The 22,897-nt window shown below is 47.5% G+C and carries 18 protein-coding genes and 1 other annotated feature; of the genes, 17 read left to right on the top strand and 1 reads right to left on the bottom strand.

Annotated elements, in window-relative coordinates:
* Positions 1-53 precede the first annotated feature (53 nt).
* The 17 genes from BLS14_RS10630 to BLS14_RS33465 all read left to right on the top strand — a co-directional run bounded on the left by BLS14_RS10630 (position 54) and on the right by BLS14_RS33465 (position 20,428).
* A complete protein-coding gene (locus BLS14_RS10630) occupies positions 54-1,292 on the top strand; it encodes a bifunctional 3,4-dihydroxy-2-butanone-4-phosphate synthase/GTP cyclohydrolase II (protein WP_072735283.1) in 1,239 nt (412 codons plus the stop codon).
* Between the two features lie 86 nt (positions 1,293-1,378).
* A complete protein-coding gene (gene ribE / locus BLS14_RS10625; protein ID WP_063565743.1) occupies positions 1,379-1,846 on the top strand; it encodes a 6,7-dimethyl-8-ribityllumazine synthase in 468 nt (155 codons plus the stop codon).
* A 102-nt stretch (positions 1,847-1,948) separates the two neighbouring features.
* Positions 1,949-2,749: a segregation and condensation protein A gene (locus BLS14_RS10620; protein ID WP_063565744.1), complete on the top strand. Its 801-nt coding sequence runs from the start codon at positions 1,949-1,951 to the stop codon at positions 2,747-2,749.
* A complete protein-coding gene (gene scpB, locus BLS14_RS10615; RefSeq protein ID WP_090810655.1) occupies positions 2,718-3,380 on the top strand; it encodes an SMC-Scp complex subunit ScpB in 663 nt (220 codons plus the stop codon). Before BLS14_RS10620 ends, scpB begins: the two co-directional genes overlap by 32 nt.
* 190 nt (positions 3,381-3,570) lie before the next feature.
* Complete coding sequence (locus tag BLS14_RS10610; RefSeq protein ID WP_072735281.1) at positions 3,571-4,302, top strand: DUF2953 domain-containing protein; 732 nt, start codon at positions 3,571-3,573, stop codon at positions 4,300-4,302.
* Between the two features lie 283 nt (positions 4,303-4,585).
* A complete protein-coding gene (gene ytfJ / locus BLS14_RS10605; RefSeq protein ID WP_063565747.1) occupies positions 4,586-5,080 on the top strand; it encodes a GerW family sporulation protein in 495 nt (164 codons plus the stop codon).
* 134 nt (positions 5,081-5,214) lie between these two features.
* Positions 5,215-6,402 (top strand): D-alanyl-D-alanine carboxypeptidase family protein, encoded by a 1,188-nt coding sequence (locus tag BLS14_RS10600; RefSeq protein ID WP_090951485.1) that lies wholly within the window; start codon positions 5,215-5,217, stop codon positions 6,400-6,402.
* A gap of 18 nt (positions 6,403-6,420) precedes the next feature.
* The gene (locus BLS14_RS10595; protein ID WP_090951482.1) at positions 6,421-7,047 is read left to right on the top strand and encodes a nucleoside recognition domain-containing protein; all 627 of its coding nucleotides are present in this window, start codon (positions 6,421-6,423) and stop codon (positions 7,045-7,047) included.
* A gap of 6 nt (positions 7,048-7,053) precedes the next feature.
* The gene (locus tag BLS14_RS10590) at positions 7,054-7,587 is read left to right on the top strand and encodes a spore maturation protein (protein WP_062324415.1); all 534 of its coding nucleotides are present in this window, start codon (positions 7,054-7,056) and stop codon (positions 7,585-7,587) included.
* 64 nt (positions 7,588-7,651) lie between these two features.
* Positions 7,652-8,470, top strand: a complete 819-nt coding sequence (locus BLS14_RS10585; RefSeq protein WP_064636817.1) for a S1 family peptidase — start codon at positions 7,652-7,654, stop codon at positions 8,468-8,470.
* Between the two features lie 221 nt (positions 8,471-8,691).
* Positions 8,692-9,441, top strand: a complete 750-nt coding sequence (locus BLS14_RS10580; protein ID WP_063568319.1) for a pseudouridine synthase — start codon at positions 8,692-8,694, stop codon at positions 9,439-9,441.
* A gap of 253 nt (positions 9,442-9,694) precedes the next feature.
* On the top strand, positions 9,695-10,222 hold the full coding sequence (locus tag BLS14_RS10575) for a redoxin domain-containing protein (RefSeq protein ID WP_063568320.1): 528 nt from the start codon (positions 9,695-9,697) through the stop codon (positions 10,220-10,222).
* 14 nt (positions 10,223-10,236) lie between these two features.
* Positions 10,237-11,910: a cytochrome c biogenesis protein ResB gene (locus BLS14_RS10570; protein ID WP_090951480.1), complete on the top strand. Its 1,674-nt coding sequence runs from the start codon at positions 10,237-10,239 to the stop codon at positions 11,908-11,910.
* A complete protein-coding gene (gene ccsA, locus BLS14_RS10565) occupies positions 11,907-13,169 on the top strand; it encodes a cytochrome c biogenesis protein CcsA (RefSeq protein WP_063568322.1) in 1,263 nt (420 codons plus the stop codon). The genes BLS14_RS10570 and ccsA overlap by 4 nt, the downstream gene beginning before the upstream one ends.
* 143 nt (positions 13,170-13,312) lie before the next feature.
* Positions 13,313-14,029: a response regulator transcription factor gene (locus tag BLS14_RS10560; protein ID WP_072735241.1), complete on the top strand. Its 717-nt coding sequence runs from the start codon at positions 13,313-13,315 to the stop codon at positions 14,027-14,029.
* A 55-nt stretch (positions 14,030-14,084) separates the two neighbouring features.
* A complete protein-coding gene (locus BLS14_RS10555; RefSeq protein WP_256336347.1) occupies positions 14,085-15,482 on the top strand; it encodes an ATP-binding protein in 1,398 nt (465 codons plus the stop codon).
* A 197-nt stretch (positions 15,483-15,679) separates the two neighbouring features.
* Positions 15,680-20,428: a BclA C-terminal domain-containing protein gene (locus tag BLS14_RS33465; protein ID WP_143021532.1), complete on the top strand. Its 4,749-nt coding sequence runs from the start codon at positions 15,680-15,682 to the stop codon at positions 20,426-20,428.
* A 103-nt stretch (positions 20,429-20,531) separates the two neighbouring features.
* Here BLS14_RS33465 and serA read toward each other — a convergent pair whose 3' ends face one another.
* A complete protein-coding gene (gene serA, locus BLS14_RS10530; protein ID WP_063566742.1) occupies positions 20,532-22,127 on the bottom strand; it encodes a phosphoglycerate dehydrogenase in 1,596 nt (531 codons plus the stop codon).
* A gap of 201 nt (positions 22,128-22,328) precedes the next feature.
* Positions 22,329-22,559, bottom strand: a binding site (T-box leader).
* Positions 22,560-22,897 lie beyond the last annotated feature (338 nt).

Genomic DNA, 22,897 nt, shown 5'->3' with positions numbered 1-22,897 from the left:
TCGTAATTGATAAACTACAAATATAAATTGAAATGGAAACTGGAGGGGGACCTATGTTAGAGAAATCCATTCTGAATTCTATTGAGGAAGCCATCTACGATCTCATGCAGGGTAAACCGGTTATTGTGGTGGATGATGAGGATCGGGAGAATGAAGGCGACTTTATCGCTTTGGCGGAAAAGGCTACACCTGAAGTGATCAATTTCATGATTACCGAAGGCAGGGGTCTGGTGTGTGTTCCCATTACGCAGCAACGTGCCGATGAACTCAACCTAAAGCCTATGGTTCAGCAAAATACGGACTTTCATGGGACGGCTTTCACCGTCTCTGTAGATCATAAAGATACCACAACGGGCATCTCGGCTCATGAACGCTCCATTACAGTCAAGGGTCTAATCGATCCCGAAGCGAAAAGCGGAGATTTCCGCAAGCCGGGGCATATGTTCCCACTCATCGCCAAAGATGGCGGTGTGCTAAGACGCGCGGGACATACGGAAGCAGCCGTAGACCTCGCTATTATGTGCGGTTCTTATCCGGCAGGTGTAATCTGTGAAGTGATTAAGGAAGATGGCACGATGGCCAGACTTCCGGATCTGCAGGAGATTGCCCGCAAGCATGATCTGAAGCTGATTAGCATTCAGGACATGATTCGGTACCGGAATGAGAAGGAACAGTTGGTTAAACGCGAAGTAGCTGTACGTATGCCAACAGACTTTGGTGAATTCCAGGCGGTGGCATACACAAATGCAGTGGACAACAAGGAGCATGTCGCTTTGGTTAAAGGCGAAATTGACGGATCGAAGCCTGTATTGGTCCGCGTACACTCCGAATGTCTCACAGGGGATGTATTCCATTCTCATCGATGCGATTGTGGTCCACAATTCGATGCAGCATTGAAACAGATCCATGACGAAGGCAACGGCGTCCTGCTCTATATGAGACAGGAAGGACGAGGCATTGGACTGATCAACAAGCTCAAAGCCTACAAACTACAAGAGGAAGGTCTGGACACCGTGGATGCCAATCTGAAGCTTGGGTTTGCTGCCGATCTTCGAGATTACGGCATTGGTGCCCAAATTCTCAAAGATCTAGGGGTTCGTCAAATTCGGTTGTTAACCAACAATCCACGCAAAATTAAAGGACTTGAAGGGTACGGACTTGAAGTGGTGGAACGTGTTGCCATTCAGATGGAAGAGAACGAGGACAATACGGTCTACTTGCACACGAAGCAGGCGAAGCTCGGCCATATGCTAAAGTTCGACGATATCGAGCAGAATGAAGAAAAAAACTGAGTAGTTTTTCTGAGGTTAAACAGGGTGAACTAGTTTCCAAAGATCAGCTGCGTACATCATATAATACAATTAGGGAGATGACTTGAATGCCACACTTTTTTGAAGGACATTTGGTATCAGAAGGATTAAAATATGGAGTGGTTGTAGGACGTTTTAACGAGTTCATTACAAGCAAATTGCTCAGTGGAGCACTGGATGCGTTCAAACGTCATGGTGTACAAGATGATGAAGTGGATGTAGCGTGGGTTCCAGGAGCGTTTGAAATCCCGTTGATTGCCCAAAAAATGGCTGAAAGTGGAAAATATGATGCTGTCATTACGCTGGGGACGGTTATCCGTGGTTCAACAACACATTATGATTATGTGTGCAATGAGATGGCTAAGGGTGTAGCCGCAATTAACCTGAAAACAGGCGTACCTACAATCTTCGGCTTGGTTACAACAGAGAATATTGAACAGGCCATTGAGCGTGCTGGAACAAAGGCAGGAAACAAAGGCTGGGATTCAGCTACTGCCGCTATTGAAATGGCGAACTTGACGAAACAGCTAAAATAGTGCTTATTTAATATAGTGCCCTGCTCAGCGCAGACGAAAACGGGAGACCGGATTCGGCGGCTTAGCGGGGGTTTTTATTTTTCTGGCGGGAGGATTCGTCTAGTGACGGTAGTTACATACAAACTGGAGACTTTTGAAGGGCCTTTGGATCTGCTGCTTCATCTGATCGATAAGGCAGAGATTCATATCCAGGATATTCCCATCAGCGATATTACCGATCAATATATGGCGTATCTGCATTCGATGCAGGAGCTGGAGCTGGATATTACGAGTGAATTTCTGGTAATGGCGGCAACACTTCTGTCGATCAAGAGCAAGTTATTACTGCCCAAACCACCGGTAATCGAGGACTTTGAGGATTATGCATATATGGAAGATGAAGATTATGATCCACGTGCAGAACTGATTGCGCGTCTGATTGAATACCGCAAATACAAGGGAATTGCGCGTCACTTGCACGAACGGGAGTGGGAACGCAGCCTTATTTTCTCCAAAGAGCCCGAGGATTTGCGGCCGTATATGCCTGTAGAAGCACAATCGAATCCGGTCGAGGGTTTGCATACCTCGGATCTGATTGCGGCCTTCCAGAAGGCGCTGCGCAAGGCGGAGAAGCGGACAACTGTAACTCGGATCCATCGGGATGAAATCTCGGTTAAGGATCGTATTCGCGATGTCATCGGTGCGTTGGAAAGTATGGGACCGGGAGGCAGGCTGTTATTCTCCAAGTTGCTGGATAACCAAATTTATCGGCACGAGATTGTCGTAACTTTTCTGGCGGTGCTGGAACTGATGAAGATGAAGCAGATCGTCTGTTATCAGGAGCGGATGTTTGAGGATATCGTTATGGAGTGGAGAGGGGAAACAAAGAATCATGGATTTTCCGAAATTGAAATCGATTATTGAAGGCCTGCTGTTTTTGTCCGGAGAAGAAGGTCTGAGCATCAAACAAATCGCCGAAATCGTAGATCAGCGAACCGAACTGGTGTCGGATGCGATTGAGGAAATGATCGCTGAATTTGCCAAGCAGGGACGAGGCGTACAAATTCTTAAAATTGCAGGGGTAGTCCAACTGGGTACCTTGCCGGAACATGCGGCCTATTTTGAGAAATTGGCTTATTCACCTGCACGTACCTCTTTATCCCAGGCGGCGTTGGAGACGCTCGCTATTGTGGCGTACCGTCAGCCTATCACACGGGTAGAGATTGAGGAGATACGTGGGGTGAAATCCGAACGTGCCATTCATACACTTGTGAACAAGGATCTCATTCAGGAAGTGGGACGGGCTGAGGCCATTGGACGCCCAATTCTATATGGCACAACCAAGTCTTTCCTGGATTACTTTGGTTTGGCTTCGCTCAAAGATCTGCCGGAGCCAGGGTTGTTTGAAGATTCCGAGAACCTGGAGGAAGAAACACAGCTGCTTTTTGAAAAATTGGATGTGCAGCATGTGGACCTGGACCTGGATAGTGCAAATCTCGAGAATGATGCAAATGCAAACGATATTAATAACGAAGATGATCCTTCGCACTCATAACTTTGCAGTCTGGATCGATCCAAAACCGGTTGCCCTTTCGGGGTGCCGGTTTTTTTGGCGTGGTATGTGGAATGGAGTGTAAGGTAGTCGTTCAAAGATTAAATGGAATTTTCAGGTCAGACGTGAATTTTTTCCTATATAGAGTGTCATACTAGACGAGAAAAGAATTGAGGGCTTGGAGGTAAGGTCTGTGTGGATTTGGCTTGGAGGAATCGGCTTGTTGATCGCACTGCTTCTTGTCGCAGTCCTCATCTCGTATGTTCATGTGCATTTTACATTCAGGAAACACAATCATGATGATTATGCCAAGATTACGGTTCGTCTGTTATATGGCATTGTGCGTATTAACTATGAAATTCCTAGTATTGTCTTTCGTAATATGAAGGAAGGTTTTCTGGTGAAGACGGAGCAGCGAATGAATCATTCGAGGGGAGAAGCCCAGAGCAGCGAGCGTGTTAACAAACGTAAAGTCAAAAAATGGGCTAAGGATGTAAAAATCATGCTCAGGGCAACGGAAGCATTAAAGCTCTGGATCAAGCAAACACTCACTCGTGTACATATGACTCATTTGTCCTGGTCCACTCGCGTTGGCGTCGGCGACGCAGCATATACGGCTGTTCTCATCGGTTGGGTGTGGAGTATCAAGTCGATCATCATTGGATACCTCTCTTATCAAATCCGTTTTGAACAAACGCCAAAGTTACAAGTTGTGCCGGTGTGGGAAGACGAGATGGAGTTCCAAACCGAGCTGGATTGGAAACTAAAGATCCGGATTTCAGCAGTCATGATTGCAGGACTTACGCTCTTAACCCGAGTGCTTCAAGTAGAGGGAGGATGGCGGATGTGGTTCAAACTCTTACAAGAACAACGGCGCAGACGCAAGCTGAAGCTGAAGAAACAACACAGTAAATCGCAAATTTAAGTGTATGTACTGTCCCTGTGTTATACGCCTTTCATTTAAAATGATTGCGGGGTGGCGGGGGTGGAACTATGCGTCTTGGCTGGGTCTACTCGGTAGTTAAGAAGAAACCGAGTATGAGAAAATTTCCTATAGTTTGCTTGCAACTACCGGATTTTATTTTGCCCAGTCAGCGGTTTGTAGTATTGAGGTTTAGTTAAATGGCTGGCTTACATAAGTCCCTTCAAGTTTGGGGATGATATGGTTAGATCAAACCTAGCTTAAATTGAAACTGGAGGGAATTTAAATGTCAGATCATCCAATTCAAGGCTTAATGGAAACCGCAATGGAAAATATCAAGGCCATGGTGGATGTCAATACAATCGTGGGCGATGCGGTCGAAACACCTGATGGTACCGTAATTTTGCCGATCAGTAAAGTGGGGTTTGGATTCGCTGCGGGTGGCAGTGATTTTCATGTAAATGATGGAAACAGCAAAGGTGGAAGCGGCGGGAGCAGCGGAAGTAGTACCACTGAACATGCCAGCTCCGCATCGGTTGCCTCACCATTTGGAGGCGGAAGCGGGGGGGGCGTATCCATTCGTCCTATCGCGTTCCTGGTAGTTGGCAAACAGGGCGTACACATCGTACCGCTTGACAACTCAACGCATCTGTTCGAGAAATTGATCGATTCCACACCATATGTGATGGATAGAATCCAGGACATGTTCCGCAATCGTAATACAGCACAACCGGCAGAGTCCGGCATTCCTGTCACACCTGATCCTTCTACGTACAGCTAAATAATGATTCGGTTAAGATCCCTTCCGCAGCATGTGCGAGAGGGATTTTTGCTGTTTTCTAACACTGGGACATACTTCGGGTTGTCCAGACATAAGCTAGTACAAGATTCCAAGTGACCCGGAGGAATGAATCGATGCGAAAATTAATGAAATTTATGGCATGTATGCTTGTACCTTTGTTTCTGTTTCCCTCATTTGGGCTTGCTGAAGCCCAGGGAACCATCCCCGGCCCCTCAAACCATGCGCAAAGCGCTGCTCTCATTGATGTAACATCGGGCCGAATATTGTACAGCAAAGATGGGGATAAGGAACTGAGAATTGCCAGCTTGACCAAAATCATGACGGCAATTGTTGCGATTGAACACGGTAAACTGGATGACAAAGTAAAGGTAACTTCTTCGGCTTTTGCCAAAGAAGGGTCGTCCATCTATCTCAAGCTGGGTGAAGAAATGACACTTGAAAACATGCTATATGGGCTGATGCTGCGATCAGGCAACGATGCGGCCTCGGCGATTGCTGAACATGTCGGTGGATCTGAAGAAGGCTTTGTCCTGTTAATGAACAAAAAGGCAGAGCAAATTGGTCTGACCCATTCCCATTTTATGAATCCCCATGGACTTGACGCAGACGGTCATTACTCCACCGCCAATGATCTTGCACGCTTAACTGCGTATGCGCTCAAGAATCCGGTGTTCAAACGTATTGTAGCTACGGAGAACAAGTCGGCTCCAAATCCGAACGAGAGCTGGGAGTACTCCTGGCAAAACAAAAATAAAATGCTGCGGTTGTACGAGGGGGCCGATGGCGTAAAGACCGGATATACCAAAAAGGCGTTCCGTTGTCTGGTTAGCTCTGCTACACGCAATGGGCAACAGCTTGCTGCGGTAACCCTGAACGATGGCGACGATTGGAATGACCATGCACGTATGCTGGATTTTGGTTTTGAAAACTTCCCTTTGGTGGAAATTGCAAAAAAAGAACAGCCTGTACAAAACACGGATGTGGTCACAGGTCGCGGGTTCACCTATCCTCTAGCGAAGAGTGAGACATCCTTATTGACGAAAAAGCTGATTTTACTCGATAACCGGGCACAGGAGAGTACAGTGGGAGATGCAAAAACGACAGATCCTACTTTTGGACTGGCTGGCCGAATTGATATGCAGCTTGACGGGAAACTTGTGGGTTCAATTCCTGTGTATCGCAAAGGAAGTTATATTCCGCCAGAGCCGAAGATAGAGGATGCAACTCTGGGGGGGATCGGTGAAATTTCTACCTGGGCTTCCGCATGGCGCGCAGTATTAAGCCATTTGTTATCTCCATAATGAGGGGAGGGTTATCCTTTGATCAATTTAATCTGGCTTCTCATGATCGTAACCGGATTTGCTTTTGCAGCAGCACAAGGCAAAATTGAAGTCGTTACGCAGGCGGCTTTTGATGGAGCAGCAACCGGAGTAACGGTATGTTTTGGGCTGATCAGTGTGCTCGTGTTTTGGATGGGTATGATGAAAATGGCTGAGGATGCCGGGCTGCTGGGACGAATCGCGAAGCTGCTGGGTCCGGTTGTTGGCTTTTTGTTCCCGGATGTTCCGCGGAATCATCCAGCCATGGGCTACATTTTATCCAACATGAGTGCCAATCTGCTCGGCCTAGGCAATGCGGCAACCCCAATGGGGATCAAAGCCATGCAGCAACTGCAAGAGCTAAATCCGGATAAACAAACGGCTTCCCCTGCCATGTGCACTTTGCTGGCTCTGAATACAGCGAGTATCACCATTATTCCGACAACCCTGATAGCCATTCGACTTAATTATCATTCCGCGAATGCCACGGAAATTGTAGGTACCACGCTAATGGCAACCATTATTGCGACATTTGCAGCCATTGTAGCCGATCGCTGGTACCGAAATAGGGCACTTCACAGGCCGCCGCGTGTATATAAAAGTGACAATCCCGGTATGAAAGGATGAGCAACGTTGTTAACCTTCATCAACTGGATTTCCGTCTGGGCCATTCCGGTTATCATCGCGTTTGTTCCATTATATGCGTTTACCAAAAAGGTCCCGGTCTACGAATCTTTTGTTGATGGGGCCAAAGATGGCTTCTCTACGGCAATTAGCATTATTCCCCATCTGGTAGGTATGATGGTAGCGATCAGTGTATTCCGTGCTTCCGGTGCATTGGATTATGTGATCAGCCTATTCGCACCACTTGTATCCTGGATGGGGGTTCCGGGAGAAGTATTGCCACTCGGTATTTTGCGTCCTTTAACTGGGACAGGCTCGCTTGCCTTTACAACTGACCTAATTAAAACCTATGGCCCTGACTCGATGATTGGCCGCATGGCTTCCACGATTCAAGGCAGTACGGATACAACCCTATATGTATTGACAGTTTATTTTGGAGCCGTAGGCATTCGTAATGGTCGCTATGCGCTCAAAGTTGGGTTGTTTTCCGATGTAGTTGGTTTCATTGCAGCCTTGGTCATTTGTTTGATTGTATTTGGTTAAAAATATGCCCTCTCCTTCCGATATACGAATTATGCTAGAATGATAGCGGAGGAGAGTGAGAATCATGCAAAAGAGTTGGAAACGAATGCTCCGCTTTGGAATGTCAGGCATGCTTGCCATTGCGTTGCTTGCAGGACAGACGGGGTTGGCTGCGGCTCAAGCCGTTAATACGATTCATTTTACGGGATACTTCGATAAACAACTACGTGCTCAGTTGGCCGTTACAGCGGATTCTTTTCCAGTTGTGAACGTACGTCTGGTCAAACAGGATGAACCCGATTCAGTATATTATGATGTAGGTACATCCATACTGATCTCCAAGGATGAGGTGCTAACCAATTATCATGTCGTTCAGGATTATGCTGAACTGTCTGATGGGGATGAAGGCACACTTACTGTAGCAAGCCCAGGTCATCTGGACAAGCCGGTTAAAGCCAAAATCATTAAAACAGATCCGGTGACAGATATGGCATTGCTGAAGCTGGACAAAGAAATCGACGCACAACCGGTGACGTTTGCAAATGCGAAAGATAATCAAATTGTCTATACCATCGGATTTCCTAAAAATTCTGCCGGGGAACTTGTGCTGTTGGACGAAGATTTCCCTTCAACTTATAATACAATTGCCAAGAGCCGAGTATTTAATTCACAAGATTCAGATGTTCCAGGCAAGAAGGGCATTGGCAGTATCGTAAAATCAGTAGCACAAGGCAATTCAGGTGGCCCTGTTCTGGACCAGAACAATCGGGTTATTGGCATGATGACCTTTGTATACGGCGGACGTACTTATTATATTACTTCCAAAACATTGCAATCCTTCATTAAAGAAAGTGCAACCCCTGCGAAAAAACAGGTCGTTGTTGCTGGTAAAGTAGCCAATTAAACTTATTCATGTTGTAGTGGTTACATATGGTTGAAATTGAACGGCTCACCTTAACGCTCCTGCCGCATACCGGCAGTGAGAGGGTGAGCTTTTTTGGTCTAAATTCATAGCTAAATGCAGCTTAAAAGGTGTTTACAACCCCTGCGTTAACAAAATCGATGGATTATCCTTGTGATTTCCGGCCTTGATGGGTATCATTAGTGTGAGGTGACATGACAAACATGGAAAGATTACAAAAAATTATCGCACAGGCAGGCATTGCATCCCGCCGCAAGAGCGAGGAACTGATCCTGTCCGGCAAAGTAGAAGTTAACGGGGAGGTCGTAACCGAACTGGGTACGAAAGCGAACCCCGAAGAGGATATGATTACGGTTAATGGTAAACCGATCCGCAGTGAAAAGAAAGTGTACATGATGTTGAACAAACCGAAGGGTGTTATCACAAGTGCTTCAGACCCGGAAGGTCGGAAAATTGTATCCGACTATCTTAAAGGTGTCAAGGAACGGGTATACCCAGTGGGGCGTCTGGATTATGACACAGAAGGATTGCTCATTCTGACCAATGATGGCGAGTTTGCGCATTTGTTGACGCATCCGAAGCATCACGTACCCAAAACATATCATGCAACCGTTAAAGGTGTTCCACATGGTTCGGCTCTGGAGAAATTAAAGACAGGCATTATGCTGGACGACGGTATGACAGCTCCGGCAGAGATTGAGTACAAAGATGTGGATACCGCAGCAAATGAATCTGTTATCTCTATTACGATTTACGAAGGGCGTAACCGTCAGGTTAGACGTATGTTCGAAGCGATTAACCATCCGGTAACACGTCTGAAACGGATTTCGTTTGGTGGTATTTTGCTTCAAAACCTGAAACGGGGACTCACACGCAATCTAACCAAAGAAGAAGTCAACAACCTGATTACGCTCGCAAAATCAGAACCCGCCAAAAAAATGAAAAAAAGGTAATGTGAGGACACATAATTTTCATAAAAGCGCCGCAGTTTTGTGACGAAATTCGCTATAATTGTTCATAGGATGTTCACAGTTGTCCAAGACTGTTATATGCGAATGCTAGTCACTCAAGCTTTTTGCATAAATCCCCGGAGCGACTTTCAATCAGCAAGAGTTAGATCGAAATGGTGTTATTCGTCTAATTCTTGTACCCGGGAGCGTTTAAATTCAAATTATGCAAAAAGCTGACTTAAAAGGGGAGCAGCACATGGGGAAATCAAGAAGAGCGGTGCAAATCGTCATTTTGTTATTGATCCTGGTGTTGGGCGGATATGCGATTACTACATCGGTATCCGGCTCGAATGGCAAGCCAAAAGAAGGAGACAAAGCTCCTTCTTTTGAACTGCTGGGCCTGGATGGACAAGTTCATACGTCTGAGGAATACAAAGGCAAAGCCATGGTAATCAACTTCTGGGGAACATGGTGTGAGCCTTGTGTGAAAGAGATGCCTGCGCTACAAGCGCAAGCGGACAAATGGAAGGACCAGGGTGTGCAATTTGTTGGTATCAATGTTGGGGAAGACCAGATGACCGTGGAAAATTTTGTTCGACAGGTGGGCGTTACGTTTCCGATTATGCTCGACCGTGACAAAAACTCGATCCGGGATTTTGGCATTTCGCCGATGCCAACGACATTTTTTGTCTCCGACACGGGCAAAATCTCCACCATTCATATCGGTCAACTTGATTTGGACACACTTGACGCTCAAATTTCACAACTGGCGAAACAGCCCTGACAGGAGGTCTAGTCGTGTTCCAAAATACGAAATGTGAGTGCGGACACCAGAATCCGGTGGGCACTGTGCTGTGTGAAGCCTGTGGCAAGCCGCTGCTGGAGGCCGAGGTCAAATCGGATGAAGTATTGGAAATGCGTTATGATGGCATGGCGCGTCGATCGCAGCGTACAAATCCCAAAATCATTGACCGCATATGGAACTTTTTCTCATCGGTCAAAATTGCTGTTTACATGATTGTGTTTACACTTGTAGGTTCCATGCTGGGCACAATCTATCCACAAGAAAGTACATTTCTGAATATTGATCCATCCGTATATTACAAGGACACATACGGTCAGTTGGGTCATATCTATTATCTGCTGGGTCTGTCCCATACATACGAATCCTGGTGGTTTATTTTGTTACTGGTACTGATCGGCGCTTCATTGGTCATATGCAGTCTAGACCGGGTACTTCCACTATATAAAGCACTGAATAAACAGAAAATACGCAAACACATGCAGTTTCTTACACGCCAGCGACTGGTGTATCAAGGTTCCATAGATGAGGCATCAGAAGACTGGATTAAGAAAGCGGTTACGCCGCTTAAAAAGAAAGGTTATCGCGTGCATACCGAGGGTACTGCATTGCTGGCCGAGAAACATCGATTCAGTCGCTGGGGGCCATATGTTATCCATATCGGATTGATTATCTTCCTGCTCGCAGTACTTGCTCGAGGACTTCCCGGGCTGAATCTGGATGAGCATGTTGCTTTTCCCCAAGGGGAAATCAAAAAAATACCGAATACCTCCATGTATTTGAAGAATGAACAGTTTAATGTTGAATTTTACAATGAAGATGAGGTTCCAGAACAGTTCCGTAATTTGAACAAAACCGTTCCAAAACTATTTGAAACCAAAGTGGTATTGTACGAATGTACGGCAGATTGCTCGGATCCTTCGAAAAAACCTCAATTGACCGAGGTGGACCGACATGATGTTCGAGTGAACCATCCACTGAATTACCACGGATTAAAAGCATATCAATTTGATTATGATCTGACACCAACGATTCGTTCGGTAACGCCTGATTTGGTCAATGCCCAGACGGGTGAGAAGTATGGAGCAATCCAAATTGCTATGGTGGATACGCAGCGAACGTTTGAAGCTGGACCCTATAGTCTGAGTGTTAAAGAAAAATATATGGATTTTGGGCTGGATGAAAATGGAGAACCCAAATCAAAATCCCCTTCACCGAATGCGCCTGCCTTTCTATTTAACATCAAGGGACCCGATTTACCTGAAGCGGGAATGCAGTATTTGTATTTTGCGAAGCAGATAGATAAACAACGTTTTCAACAGGACGCAATTAACAAACAGTTGAATGGAGGAGAAATTCCTTTGCAGCTAGAGGTTGATAGCATGGATAAGGTGGACATCATTCAGTCCGTGAGTTACCTCAATATCCGTATTGATAAGGCTATGCCTTTTGTATGGGTTGGTGCAGGAATCGTTATGTTGGGTCTGGTTATGGGCTTTTACTGGCACCACCGACGTATTTGGATTCGTATTGATGATGGACAGCTCACCCTAGGCGGCCATACGAATAAAAACTGGTTTGGATTTAGGCGTGAGATTGCAGCTGTGTTAAAACATATGAATGTGGAAGTGGATGAGAAGTCGTTGGATAACGGGGGGAACCAAACATGAGTTTATTGGATTTCAGCAGCGACGCATTTATCGTATCTTTTTTTCTATATTGTGCTGCATTTATGTTATATGGCGTTGCCGTCATGGGAAAGAAATGGAGTAATCGTGACCCGCAAGCTCATGTAGAACGATGGGGGAAACGAGCCTTTATTGCATCAACTGTTGCACTAGCTGCACATCTCATCTTCTTTGGTACACGTTGGGCTGGAGCAGGCCATATACCAGTAAGTAATATGTATGAGTTTATGAGTTTTCTTTCCATGATGATTATGGTGGCATTTATTGTAGTTTACGCCATCTATCGCAAATCGTTGCTGGGATTGTTTGCATTGCCACTAACCATCATTATTATGGCATATGCAGCCGTATTTCCTCAGGAAGTACAGCCGCTGATCCCTGCTTTACAATCGATATGGCTCAAGATCCACGTGACGTTGGCAGCTCTTGGCGAGGCATTCTTCGCCGTAGGCTTTGCGGCGGGATTCATGTACTTGTTACGCACAGTCGATTTCAGTGGCAAGGATAAGTCATCCAGACGCCAGCGCGGGTGGGTTGAGTTTACATTAATCACTATCGTCGTTGTCGTTGGGTTTATCGGGTCGGTATTTGCTTTCCGTGCATCCGGATATGAGGCGGTTTTTGTTCAGAAAATCGCTAGCATTGACACAGAGGTACAGGAAAATAGTACAATAGAGAAAGTGATTTATCGCATGCCTCCTATTTTTGCGCCTTATAATAGCGAAGTGGAGAGCATAAAACCGTTTCTTGGCATGAAGGAACCATTACTTGAGACACCTTCCTGGATGAACGGAGTTAATGCTGGACGTAAACTGAATACGGTAGTCTGGTCTTTGATTGTAGGGTTGATCTTATATGGACTTATTCGTTTAATTGTAAGAAGACCGCTTGGACAAGCTCTGCAACCGATGCTTGATGGCATTGATGCCGATGATCTCGATGAGATTAGTTATCGGGCAATTGCTATCGGATTTCCTATATTCACATTGGGAGCATTAATTTTCGCTATGATCTGGGCCCAGATTGCCTGGAGCCGCTTCTGGGGATGGGACCCCAAAGAGGTGTGGGCTTTGATAACATGGTTATATTATAGTGTGTACCTGCATTTGCGTTTGTCCAGAGGCTGGCAGGGCCGCAAGTCTGCATGGCTTGCAGTACTTGGGTTTTTGGTCGTTATGTTTACGCTCGTTGGTGTGAATTTGATCATTGCCGGGTTGCATTCTTACGCAGGGGCAGACTAGGATAGGTAGTTTCGTAAAGTTCCCGAGAGAAATCCATGAAACACATACGTGAGCCCCTACGTCCAATGGGGCATTCAAATATTGTTCGCCAGATCGAACATAATAGAAGTGATGAGGAGTTATTGCAAAGGGGCTGGAGTGGAATGGCTGAACATGAGAACCGTATACTCGTCGTGGATGACGAGGAAAGAATCCGACGGCTTTTGAAAATGTATCTCGAAAAAGAAGGCTATGAAATCGATGAAGCTGAGGATGGGGAAACTGCGTTGCGAAAAGCAACTGCAGGTGACTATGGTCTTATTTTGCTTGATGTGATGTTGCCGGGCATGGACGGCGTTGAAGTATGTACCCGTTTGCGTCAGGTAAAATCAACTCCGGTTTTGATGCTTACTGCAAAAGGCGAAGAAATCAACCGCGTTCAGGGCTTTGAAGTTGGAGCAGATGACTATGTCGTTAAACCGTTCAGTCCACGTGAAGTGATTTACCGGGTGAAGGCGATTCTGCGTCGTTCTTCTGCGACAGCGTATCTGTCCAAGGAGAGTAATTCAAGCAACAATATCGTATTTCCTAATTTGGTCATCGAACATGATGCTCACCGCGTAACCGCGGGTGGGGAAGAGATCAGTCTAACACCGAAAGAATATGAACTGTTGCATTATCTCGCGACATCTCCAGATAAAGTTTTCTCCAGAGAAGAGCTGCTGAAGGATGTATGGAACTATGAATTCTTTGGTGATCTTCGTACTGTGGATACGCATGTGAAGCGTCTTCGCGAGAAGTTAAACAAGGTTTCGCCAGAATCAGCGGCGATGATTACGACGGTGTGGGGTGTGGGTTATAAACTGGAAGTACCGAAGTAGTTTTAGTTTCTGGAGATCGCTGGTCGGGAAGTTATGGATTACGATTATTTGCCTTGTGGGCTGTGTACTCATAGCATTGGGTCTTTTTTTGTTGCCGTATATTGATACGAATTTTGCGGAGTCTGAGTCGAGAGATATCAAACGTTTGTTCACGTATGTTTGTATTATCGGATTCAGTTTGACGACCTTTTTTGCGCTGTTTCTTTTTACGAAAATTACGCAGCCGATGCAGCAGTTAATTCAGGCAGCCAATGCGATTCGGAAAGGAAATTACGGTACACGTCTCTCCCTTGTAACGAGCGATGAGATTGGAGAATTAGGTAATACATTTAACCATATGGCTGCACAGCTGGAAGATAACATTCGCAACCTTAACCATGAAAAAGAACATCTGGCGAGCGTGCTCCGAAGCATGACCGATGCCGTAGTGACATTCGATGGTGAAGGGAAAGTTATTTTGACAAACCCCCCTGGAGAGAAAATCATGCAGGCTTGGTGTGATTTGGACTGGGCACAAATGGGTGAGGGACAGGATTCGGAGAATGCTGTGAGTTCTTCACGAGAGGTGCCGGAACCACTCGTTCCTTTGTTCAAAATGGTGATGGAGCAAGGTGGCGATCAGAACTCTAACGTGCATGTGCAGCAGGGTGTCTGGTCTGTTCAGATGGCGCCTTTGTATGCGGATAGTGTCGTACGGGGGGCTGTTGCTGTGCTTCGTGACGTAACGGAGGAAGTACGATTGGAGAAGATGCGCCGTGATTTTGTCGCCAACGTATCTCATGAAATACGAACTCCGCTATCCATGATGCAAGGGTATAGTGAAGCTCTTTTGGATGGAATGGCGGCTTCTCCAGAAGAAAGTGAAGAATTAATTCAAGTGATTCATGATGAGTCTTTACGTATGGGCAGGTTGGTTAAAGATCTGCTTGATCTTGCGCGAATGGAAGCGGGTCATACGGATATGGCCGTGAAGGAAGTGGATCTGGTTGAACTATTGGAGCGTGTATATAGAAAGTTCTCGGTACGTTCCAAAGAACAGGATATCCATCTTCGGTTTGAGTGCAAACAGACTTCGATTGAACTTCACCAGGCTGACGAGGATCGGCTTGAACAGGTATTTACAAATTTGCTGGATAATGCGTTTCGGCATACTCCCTCAGGCAAAAATGTTGTCATATCGGCAGAGCTGTTAACCGATATCCGGACACCTGTAGCTAAAGTGACTGTAAAAGATGAAGGTGTAGGCATTCCGTCTTCCGATCTGCCATTCATCTTTGAACGATTCTACAAAGCAGATAAGGCTCGTGTTCGAGGTGAAAGTGTCGGTACAGGACTGGGGCTCGCAATTGTAAAAAATATTGTGGATGCCCATCACGGTACCATTATCGTTAATAGTGTACTTGGTGAAGGAACAGAGTTTATTTTACAATTTCCTGTGGATTCTTCGAAATAGCCCGATTTCATACAAAAAGTGCGAAAGCACCCTCATGCTGAGGGTGCTTTTTTTGTTGAACAGTACCGTTTAATCTTGTTCAACGTGGAACAGTATGTTCTCTTTTTTTTGCATCAAAAAATGTGTCCAAGATAATTTTGCCTCTTATGATACATAAGCTTGAAAAGCGAAGAAGTTAAAGGAGGAGTGGATTAGGCATGTCTGATGAAAGAAAAAGGGTGAATATTAAAGCTTTCATAGAAGGAAGATCGTTTCGAGCGGGATCACCGTTTATTCCAATAACATCGAGTGAAGTGGAGCAGTTTGAGTCCATTTTGAAAGCATTGGCAGTGACTATTCCTGCAGCTGTTAGTCAGCCTACAGCGTCTAATATTCTCGCATTGCAAAACAGTTTACGGAGTTTGCTCACCTTTGTTAATACCTCTGGTTTTCGAGCTGGGGTGAAAGCTGAGTTACAATCCGTTCTGGAATTAACCATAGCAGGTTCTGAAGTTGTACCTGTAGCCGTTATCAATCTGGCTGGCAACTTGCAAAATTTGCTCGATGATTTATTAAGTGTGACGTTGCTTCTGGAAGTTCCGCATGCGGAAAAAGATAAATTGGTCGGTTTGATTCGATCCATATCCGTATCATTGAGTCGCGCTACCAGTTCATTTGGAACATCGGGAACTCCAGGTCCTCCAGGTCCTCCAGGTCCTCCAGGTCCCCCAGGAGTTCCAGGGGTTCCGGGTGTTCCCGGAGTACCAGGTCCAGCCGGGCCAGGAGGCTCAGTTGGACCCGTAGGACCAGTAGGGCCGGTAGGTCCTCTAGGGCCCCAAGGCGTACCAGGTCCGCAGGGGGCTCCGGGGGTTGGACTGAATGATATTTCCGTTTTTGATCCTGATCAGGCACCTGGCTTTGTGGAAGGTCAAGTAGTTTCGTATAACGGCAGTCTTTATGTTGTTAATGTGAATGGACCCACCGGTGTACCGGGAAGCTCTCCAGACTACACGTTGTTTTTGTCAGGCGGAACGACCGGAGCAACAGGGGCAGGCTTAACAGGCTCTGTTCCATTCGATCCGGCGCTCGCACCAGGTTATCCGGCAGGGCAAATTGTAACATTTGGCGGTAGTACCTACATTACTAATGTGGCATCGCCAACGGGAACACCGGGCAGTTCACCCGATTATACTTTGCTGGCATCGGCCGGAGCTACTGGGGCTACTGGGACAACAGGAGTGGGACTCGGTGGTTCTGTTCCGTTTGATCCCGCAGTAGCACCTACGTATCCAGCGGGTCAGGTCGTAACATTTGACGGCAGCACTTATATTACAAATGTGGCATCGCCAACGGGAACTCCCGGTACTTCACCGGACTATACACTCTTGGCAGGTGCAGGACCTACTGGGGCTACGGGAGCCACAGGAGTAGGTTTAAGTGGAATATTACCGTTTGATCCAGCGGTAGCACCAACCTATCCAGCGGGTCAAATAGTGACATTTGACGGTAGTACCTATATTACTAATGTAGCTTCACCAACTGGAACCCCAGGTACATCACCAGACTACACATTGCTTGCTGGCGCAGGAGCCACCGGTGTAACCGGAGCAACAGGCGTGGGCTTGAATGGAGCAGTTCCTTTTGACCCAGCAGTGGCACCAACATACCCGGCCGGTCAAGTCGTAACTTTCGATGGCAGCACCTATATTACAAATGTGGCATCACCAACGGGAACGCCGGGAACATCACCGGATTATACGTTGATTGCAGGCGCAGGACCAACAGGGCCTACGGGTGTAACGGGAGCGACTGGAGTAGGTTTGAGTGGGATTGTACCGTTTGATCCGGCGGTAGCGCCAACGTATCCGGTAGGACAGGTGGTTACATTTGACGGCAGTACGTACATTGCCAATGTCGCGTCGCCAACGGGAACGCCGGGAACTTCACCAGACTACACCTTGCTTGCAGGTGCAGGTGCTACAGGTGCAACTGGAGCAACAGGAGTGGGCTTGAATGGAGCAGTTCCGTTTGACCCAGCAGTAGCACCAACGTATCCGGCGGGTCAAGTCGTGACATTTAACGGAAGTACGTACATTACAAATGTGGCATCGCCAACGGGAACGCCAGGTACATCCCCTGACTATACATTGATTGCAGGCGCAGGCCCTACAGGGCCAACGGGTGTAACGGGAGCAACTGGAGTAGGTTTGAGTGGGATTGTACCGTTCGATCCGGCGGTAGCACCAACGTATCCAGCGGGTCAAGTGGTGACGTTTGATGGCAGCACGTATATTGCAAATGTGGCATCACCAACAGGCACTCCAGGAACGTCCCCGGATTACACGTTGTTGGCTGGCGCGGGAGCCACGGGTGCAACAGGGGCAACCGGAGTCGGTGTAACCGGCGCAACAGGAGATACCGGTGTAACGGGAGCTACAGGCGCAGGCTTGACGGGCGTTGTTCCATTCGATCCAGCAGTAGCGCCAACATATCCAGCCGGTCAGGTGGTGACATTTGACGGCAGTACGTATATTGCAAATGTGGCATCGCCAACAGGAACACCAGGAACGTCCCCGGATTATACGTTGTTGGCTGGCGCGGGAGCCACGGGTGCGACAGGGTCAACCGGAGTCGGTGTAACCGGCGCAACAGGAGATACCGGTGTAACGGGAGCTACAGGCGTAGGCTTGACGGGCGTTGTTCCATTCGATCCAGCAGTAGCGCCAACATATCCAGCCGGTCAGGTGGTGACATTTGACGGCAGTACGTATATTGCAAATGTGGCATCGCCAACAGGAACACCAGGAACGTCCCCGGATTATACATTGCTGGCTGGTGCGGGAGCCACGGGTGCGACAGGAGCAACTGGAGTCGGTGTAACGGGAAGTACCGGAGCAACGGGTGATACAGGAGTTACCGGCGTCACTGGAGATACAGGAGTAACTGGTGCTACCGGTGTTAGTGTAACGGGTGCAACCGGAGCAACCGGAGATACGGGTGTAATCGGAGCGACTGGGGTTACTGGAGATACAGGGGCTGCAGGAGTAACTGGAGCCACAGGTATCAGTGTAACGGGAAGTACCGGAGCAACCGGAGATACAGGTGTAACCGGAGCGACTGGGGTTACTGGAGTTACAGGGGCTACAGGAGCCACAGGTATCAGTGTAACGGGAAGTACTGGAGCCACGGGAGATACGGGTGTAACTGGGGCGACTGGGGTTACTGGAGATACAGGGGCTGCGGGGGTAACCGGTGCTACCGGTGTTAGTGTAACAGGAGCAACAGGAGCAACCGGTGATACAGGTGTAACTGGGGCCACTGGAGTTACCGGCGATACAGGGGCTACGGGAGTAACTGGAGCCACAGGTGTCAGTGTAACGGGAAGTACTGGAGCCACGGGAGATACGGGTGTAACTGGGGCGACTGGGGTTACTGGAGATACAGGGGCTACGGGTGTAACTGGAGCCACAGGTGTCAGTGTAACGGGAAGCACTGGAGCGACAGGCGATACGGGTGTCACTGGGGTTACCGGCGATACAGGAGCTTCGGGAGTAACTGGAGCCACGGGTGTCAGTGTAACGGGAAGTACAGGAGCAACGGGGGATACGGGTGTAACCGGAGCCACCGGCGTTACCGGCGATACAGGGGCTGCGGGAGTAACTGGAGCCACAGGTGTCAGTGTAACGGGAAGTACTGGAGCCACGGGAGATACGGGTGTCAGTGTAACGGGAAGTACAGGAGCGACAGGCGATACGGGTGTAACGGGTGTCACTGGGGTTACCGGCGATACAGGAGCTTCGGGAGTAACTGGAGCCACGGGTGTCAGTGTAACGGGAAGTACAGGAGCGACAGGCAATACGGGTGTAACGGGTGTCACTGGGGTTACCGGCGATACAGGAGCAGCGGGTGTAACTGGAGCCACGGGTGTCAGTGTAACGGGAAGTACCGGAGCGACAGGTGATACGGGTGTAACGGGAGTCACTGGGGTTACCGGCGTCACCGGTGCCACGGGTGTTAGTGTCACTGGTGCAACAGGGGCCACCGGAGTAACGGGAGTCACTGGAGCAACAGGAATAACTGGGGCCACCGGGGTTACGGGATTAACGGGTGCAACCGGAGTGGGTGTCACTGGAGCAACGGGAGCCACCGGAATAACGGGAGCAACGGGAATAACTGGAAGCACCGGGGTTACAGGAATAACAGGTGCCACAGGAGTCGGTCTCACTGGAGTAACGGGTGCAACAGGAATCGGAGTCACTGGTGCAACAGGGGCCACCGGAATAACGGGAGTCACCGGAGCGACGGGATTAACAGGTGCCACAGGAGTCGGTGTCACTGGATCAACAGGAGCTACCGGAATCACGGGTGTGACGGGAATTACAGGGACTACGGGAGCAAGCGGAACAACTGGGGTTACCGGGGCAACAGGGGTTAGTGTAACCGGAGGTACGGGCGCAACTGGAGTTACTGGAGCAAGCGGGGCAACTGGAGCTACCGGAGCAACAGGCGCGACAGGAGTCACCGGGGGTACAGGCGCAACGGGCGCAACCGGAGCCACAGGAACTTCTGTAACATCTAACTCGGCTTACGGTGAGAACACAAGTGGAACCATCGTTGTTATTTTGGGTGGAACACTAATTCCACTGCCGAATAACCAAAATATCGGCACTGGCATAACCATTAATGGGACGAATGACACCTTCACTCTTGCCAATGCAGGGCGTTACTATATCTCTTACAAAATAAATCTGACAGCCGCACTTGCTATTCAATCCCGTATTTTACTTAACGGAACAGCAATTCCGGCGAGTGTAGTTTCACCATTACTTTCCCTCAGTCAGTTGCAGTCTGACTTTATTGTGACGGTAACTGCTGGATCAACAATCCAGTTCCAATTATTTGGGCTTGTTGCTACAGCTGTCCTCTCTCCACCAGGCGCTACAATAAACATTATTCAATTAGCTTAATGCATGAATTAGACTATTAAAAAGGAATTTTGAGTTTATAAAAAAGAGAGGCGAACCCGATAAAGGTTCACCTCTTTTGTCTTATAAGTGAATATTCCGGCAGTTAATTCAATACAATTTCAACGGCTGTATTGATTTCCTGAAGAGCTGCAAGCTGTACAAGCACATCTTTTGGAACTTCTTTGTCAACAGTCAGAATCATGATAGCTGCCCCACCAATGATTTTACGTCCGACCTGCATGGAGGCGATGTTAACTTCGTTCTCTCCAAGCAAAGTTCCAACACGTCCGATAATACCCGGTTTATCATTATGCGAAATCAGAATTTGGTGACTTTCTGGAGCGATATCCACTGGGAATTTGTCCAGACGCACGATCCGCTCTCCATAACCTGCAAGCAGTGTGCCCGCAACACGACGCTCCTCGGCATCCTGAGTCGTCACGAGTGTGACGGTAATCAGATTTGTAAATCCTTTAGTGGCCGATGTTTGGCTAACCACTACGTTGAGATCCCGCACTTTAGCTAAATGCATGGAGTTGACAATATTGGCTTCTCCGCCTAAATGTCTTGCCAGAATACCTTTTACAATGTAACGAGTCAAAGGAGAAGTATCCACTTCCGACAGATCTCCAGCGTAGTCGATCCGAATTTCCTGAACCGCATTTTGAGTGATCTGAGCTGCAAAGCTACCCAGTGTTTCACCCAGTTTAAAGTACGGCTGCAGTTTGTTCATTACAGTTGGGGCTACTGCAGGCATGTTAACTGCGTTTTTGAACGGTTCATTGCGCAGAATATGCAGGACTTGCTCGGATACGTCAATCGCTACATTTTCTTGTGCTTCTACTGTCGATGCACCAAGATGAGGCGTCACAATAATGCTAGGATGATTCAGGAATGGGTGATCTGCAGCCGGTGGTTCGCTCTCGAATACGTCGAATGCTGCACCAGCAACGATACCTTCATCAATTGCTTCTACAAGTGCCATTTCATCAACGACTCCGCCACGGGCACAATTGATAATACGCATACCTTTTTTCATCACTTCGAATTGTGGACGGGAGATCATATGGCGTGTCTCAGGTGTTAATGGTGTGTGAACGGTCATGAAGTCGGCATTGCGAATGATGTCATCCACACTAGCCAGCTTAACCTGAAGTTTCTCTGCGCGATCTTGAGTGAGGAACGGGTCATAAGCTAGAATATCCATTCCGAATGCTTTGGCACGTTTAGCTACTTCGCTACCGATCCGTCCCATACCGAGCACACCCAGCGTTTTATTTCTTAACTCCACACCAAGGAAGGTTTTACGATCCCAAGTACCTTGAATGGTTTTGGCATATGCCTGAGGAATATGTCGTGCCAGTGCCATCATCATGGCAAATGTATGCTCACATGTCGTAATCGTGTTACCGTCAGGGGCGTTAATAACAATGATACCGCGTTGGGTAGCAGCTTCCAAATCAATGTTATCTACACCTACGCCAGCACGTCCGATGACTTTAAGGTTTGTACCTGCTGTCATAATACGATCCGTTACACGAGTCTGACTTCGAACTAGAAGGGCATCATAATCGCCGATAATTGCAACAAGCTCATCTTCGCTAAGACCTGTTTTCTTCTCAACTACAACATCATTTGCATCCACCAGTTGCTGGATTCCCAGATCACTAATGGGGTCCGACACTAACACTTTGTACATGGTTTCTTCCTCCTTAGGTATGTGTATCTATATCGTCAAGGTCTCACCTCACGAAAAGAGGCATTCCTTAAAACCATTGAAACTCTTCCTTCCAACAACGCGGTGTCGCAGCAGAGGAGGAGGGTGTAGCAAATAGGGCGATTCCCACGTCTGTACTCTAAAATAAATCAAAAAACTCTCAATCCACATACTGCTTGCGCAATAAGGGACGAGAGTTGTCGTGGTACCACCCTAATTCACCGCCGTTTCGCAACGACAGTCTTAGCGGTCAATGAAGACCGAAGAGGATAACGGGTCTAAACCGATTGCACCTACTCCAATTTCAATGCAATAACTCAGGAGCGCTCAAGATCATCTGCCTGCCACCGATTTACACCATCCATCGGCTCTCTGTAAGACAAAGCAACGTCTTTTTTCCATCATCGTGTTTAACGTGACTAATTTTTTCATAATGTATCATGGCTGACATGAGCATGTCAATAGGCTTAAATGTTTTAATTCGATTTACTAATGTGATTTTCTTCAGTAGAGGAGAAGGCGTATAGATATAAAAAATTGACTTCCTTGATCGTTCGAAATAGCTCGATTACAAGCTGTTTTGTGAATCGGATTTTAACACATTAATGAACTAATTCAATGGATATGGCTGCGCTGAAAAACCGGGACTTGGGGCAGGCCTTGAACCTATTTGGTTTTTTGGCTATCATTTAGTATACTATCCGATTGGACAACGAATTTGTTATCCATCAAATATAAGTCAAGAGGACAGA

It is taken from the genome of Paenibacillus sp. OK060, assembly GCF_900101205.1.
In the GTDB taxonomy this organism is placed as follows: domain Bacteria; phylum Bacillota; class Bacilli; order Paenibacillales; family Paenibacillaceae; genus Paenibacillus; species Paenibacillus marchantiae.
Note: the sequence above shows the minus strand (reverse complement) of the source record. Positions and strands in the feature narration are given on the sequence as shown.

What these genes read in the sequence shown, in the direction of transcription:
- BLS14_RS10630 (WP_072735283.1), top strand. Translation starts at nt 54, where the DNA reads ATGTTAGAGAAATCCATTCTGAATTCTATTGAGGAAGCCATCTACGAT.
- ribE (WP_063565743.1), top strand. Translation starts at nt 1,379, where the DNA reads ATGCCACACTTTTTTGAAGGACATTTGGTATCAGAAGGATTAAAATAT.
- scpB (WP_090810655.1), top strand. Translation starts at nt 2,718, where the DNA reads ATGGATTTTCCGAAATTGAAATCGATTATTGAAGGCCTGCTGTTTTTG.
- ytfJ (WP_063565747.1), top strand. Translation starts at nt 4,586, where the DNA reads ATGTCAGATCATCCAATTCAAGGCTTAATGGAAACCGCAATGGAAAAT.
- BLS14_RS10600 (WP_090951485.1), top strand. Translation starts at nt 5,215, where the DNA reads ATGCGAAAATTAATGAAATTTATGGCATGTATGCTTGTACCTTTGTTT.
- BLS14_RS10585 (WP_064636817.1), top strand. Translation starts at nt 7,652, where the DNA reads ATGCAAAAGAGTTGGAAACGAATGCTCCGCTTTGGAATGTCAGGCATG.
- BLS14_RS10580 (WP_063568319.1), top strand. Translation starts at nt 8,692, where the DNA reads ATGGAAAGATTACAAAAAATTATCGCACAGGCAGGCATTGCATCCCGC.
- BLS14_RS10575 (WP_063568320.1), top strand. Translation starts at nt 9,695, where the DNA reads ATGGGGAAATCAAGAAGAGCGGTGCAAATCGTCATTTTGTTATTGATC.
- ccsA (WP_063568322.1), top strand. Translation starts at nt 11,907, where the DNA reads ATGAGTTTATTGGATTTCAGCAGCGACGCATTTATCGTATCTTTTTTT.
- BLS14_RS10560 (WP_072735241.1), top strand. Translation starts at nt 13,313, where the DNA reads ATGGCTGAACATGAGAACCGTATACTCGTCGTGGATGACGAGGAAAGA.
- BLS14_RS33465 (WP_143021532.1), top strand. Translation starts at nt 15,680, where the DNA reads ATGTCTGATGAAAGAAAAAGGGTGAATATTAAAGCTTTCATAGAAGGA.
- serA (WP_063566742.1), bottom strand. Translation starts at nt 22,127, where the DNA reads ATGTACAAAGTGTTAGTGTCGGACCCCATTAGTGATCTGGGAATCCAG.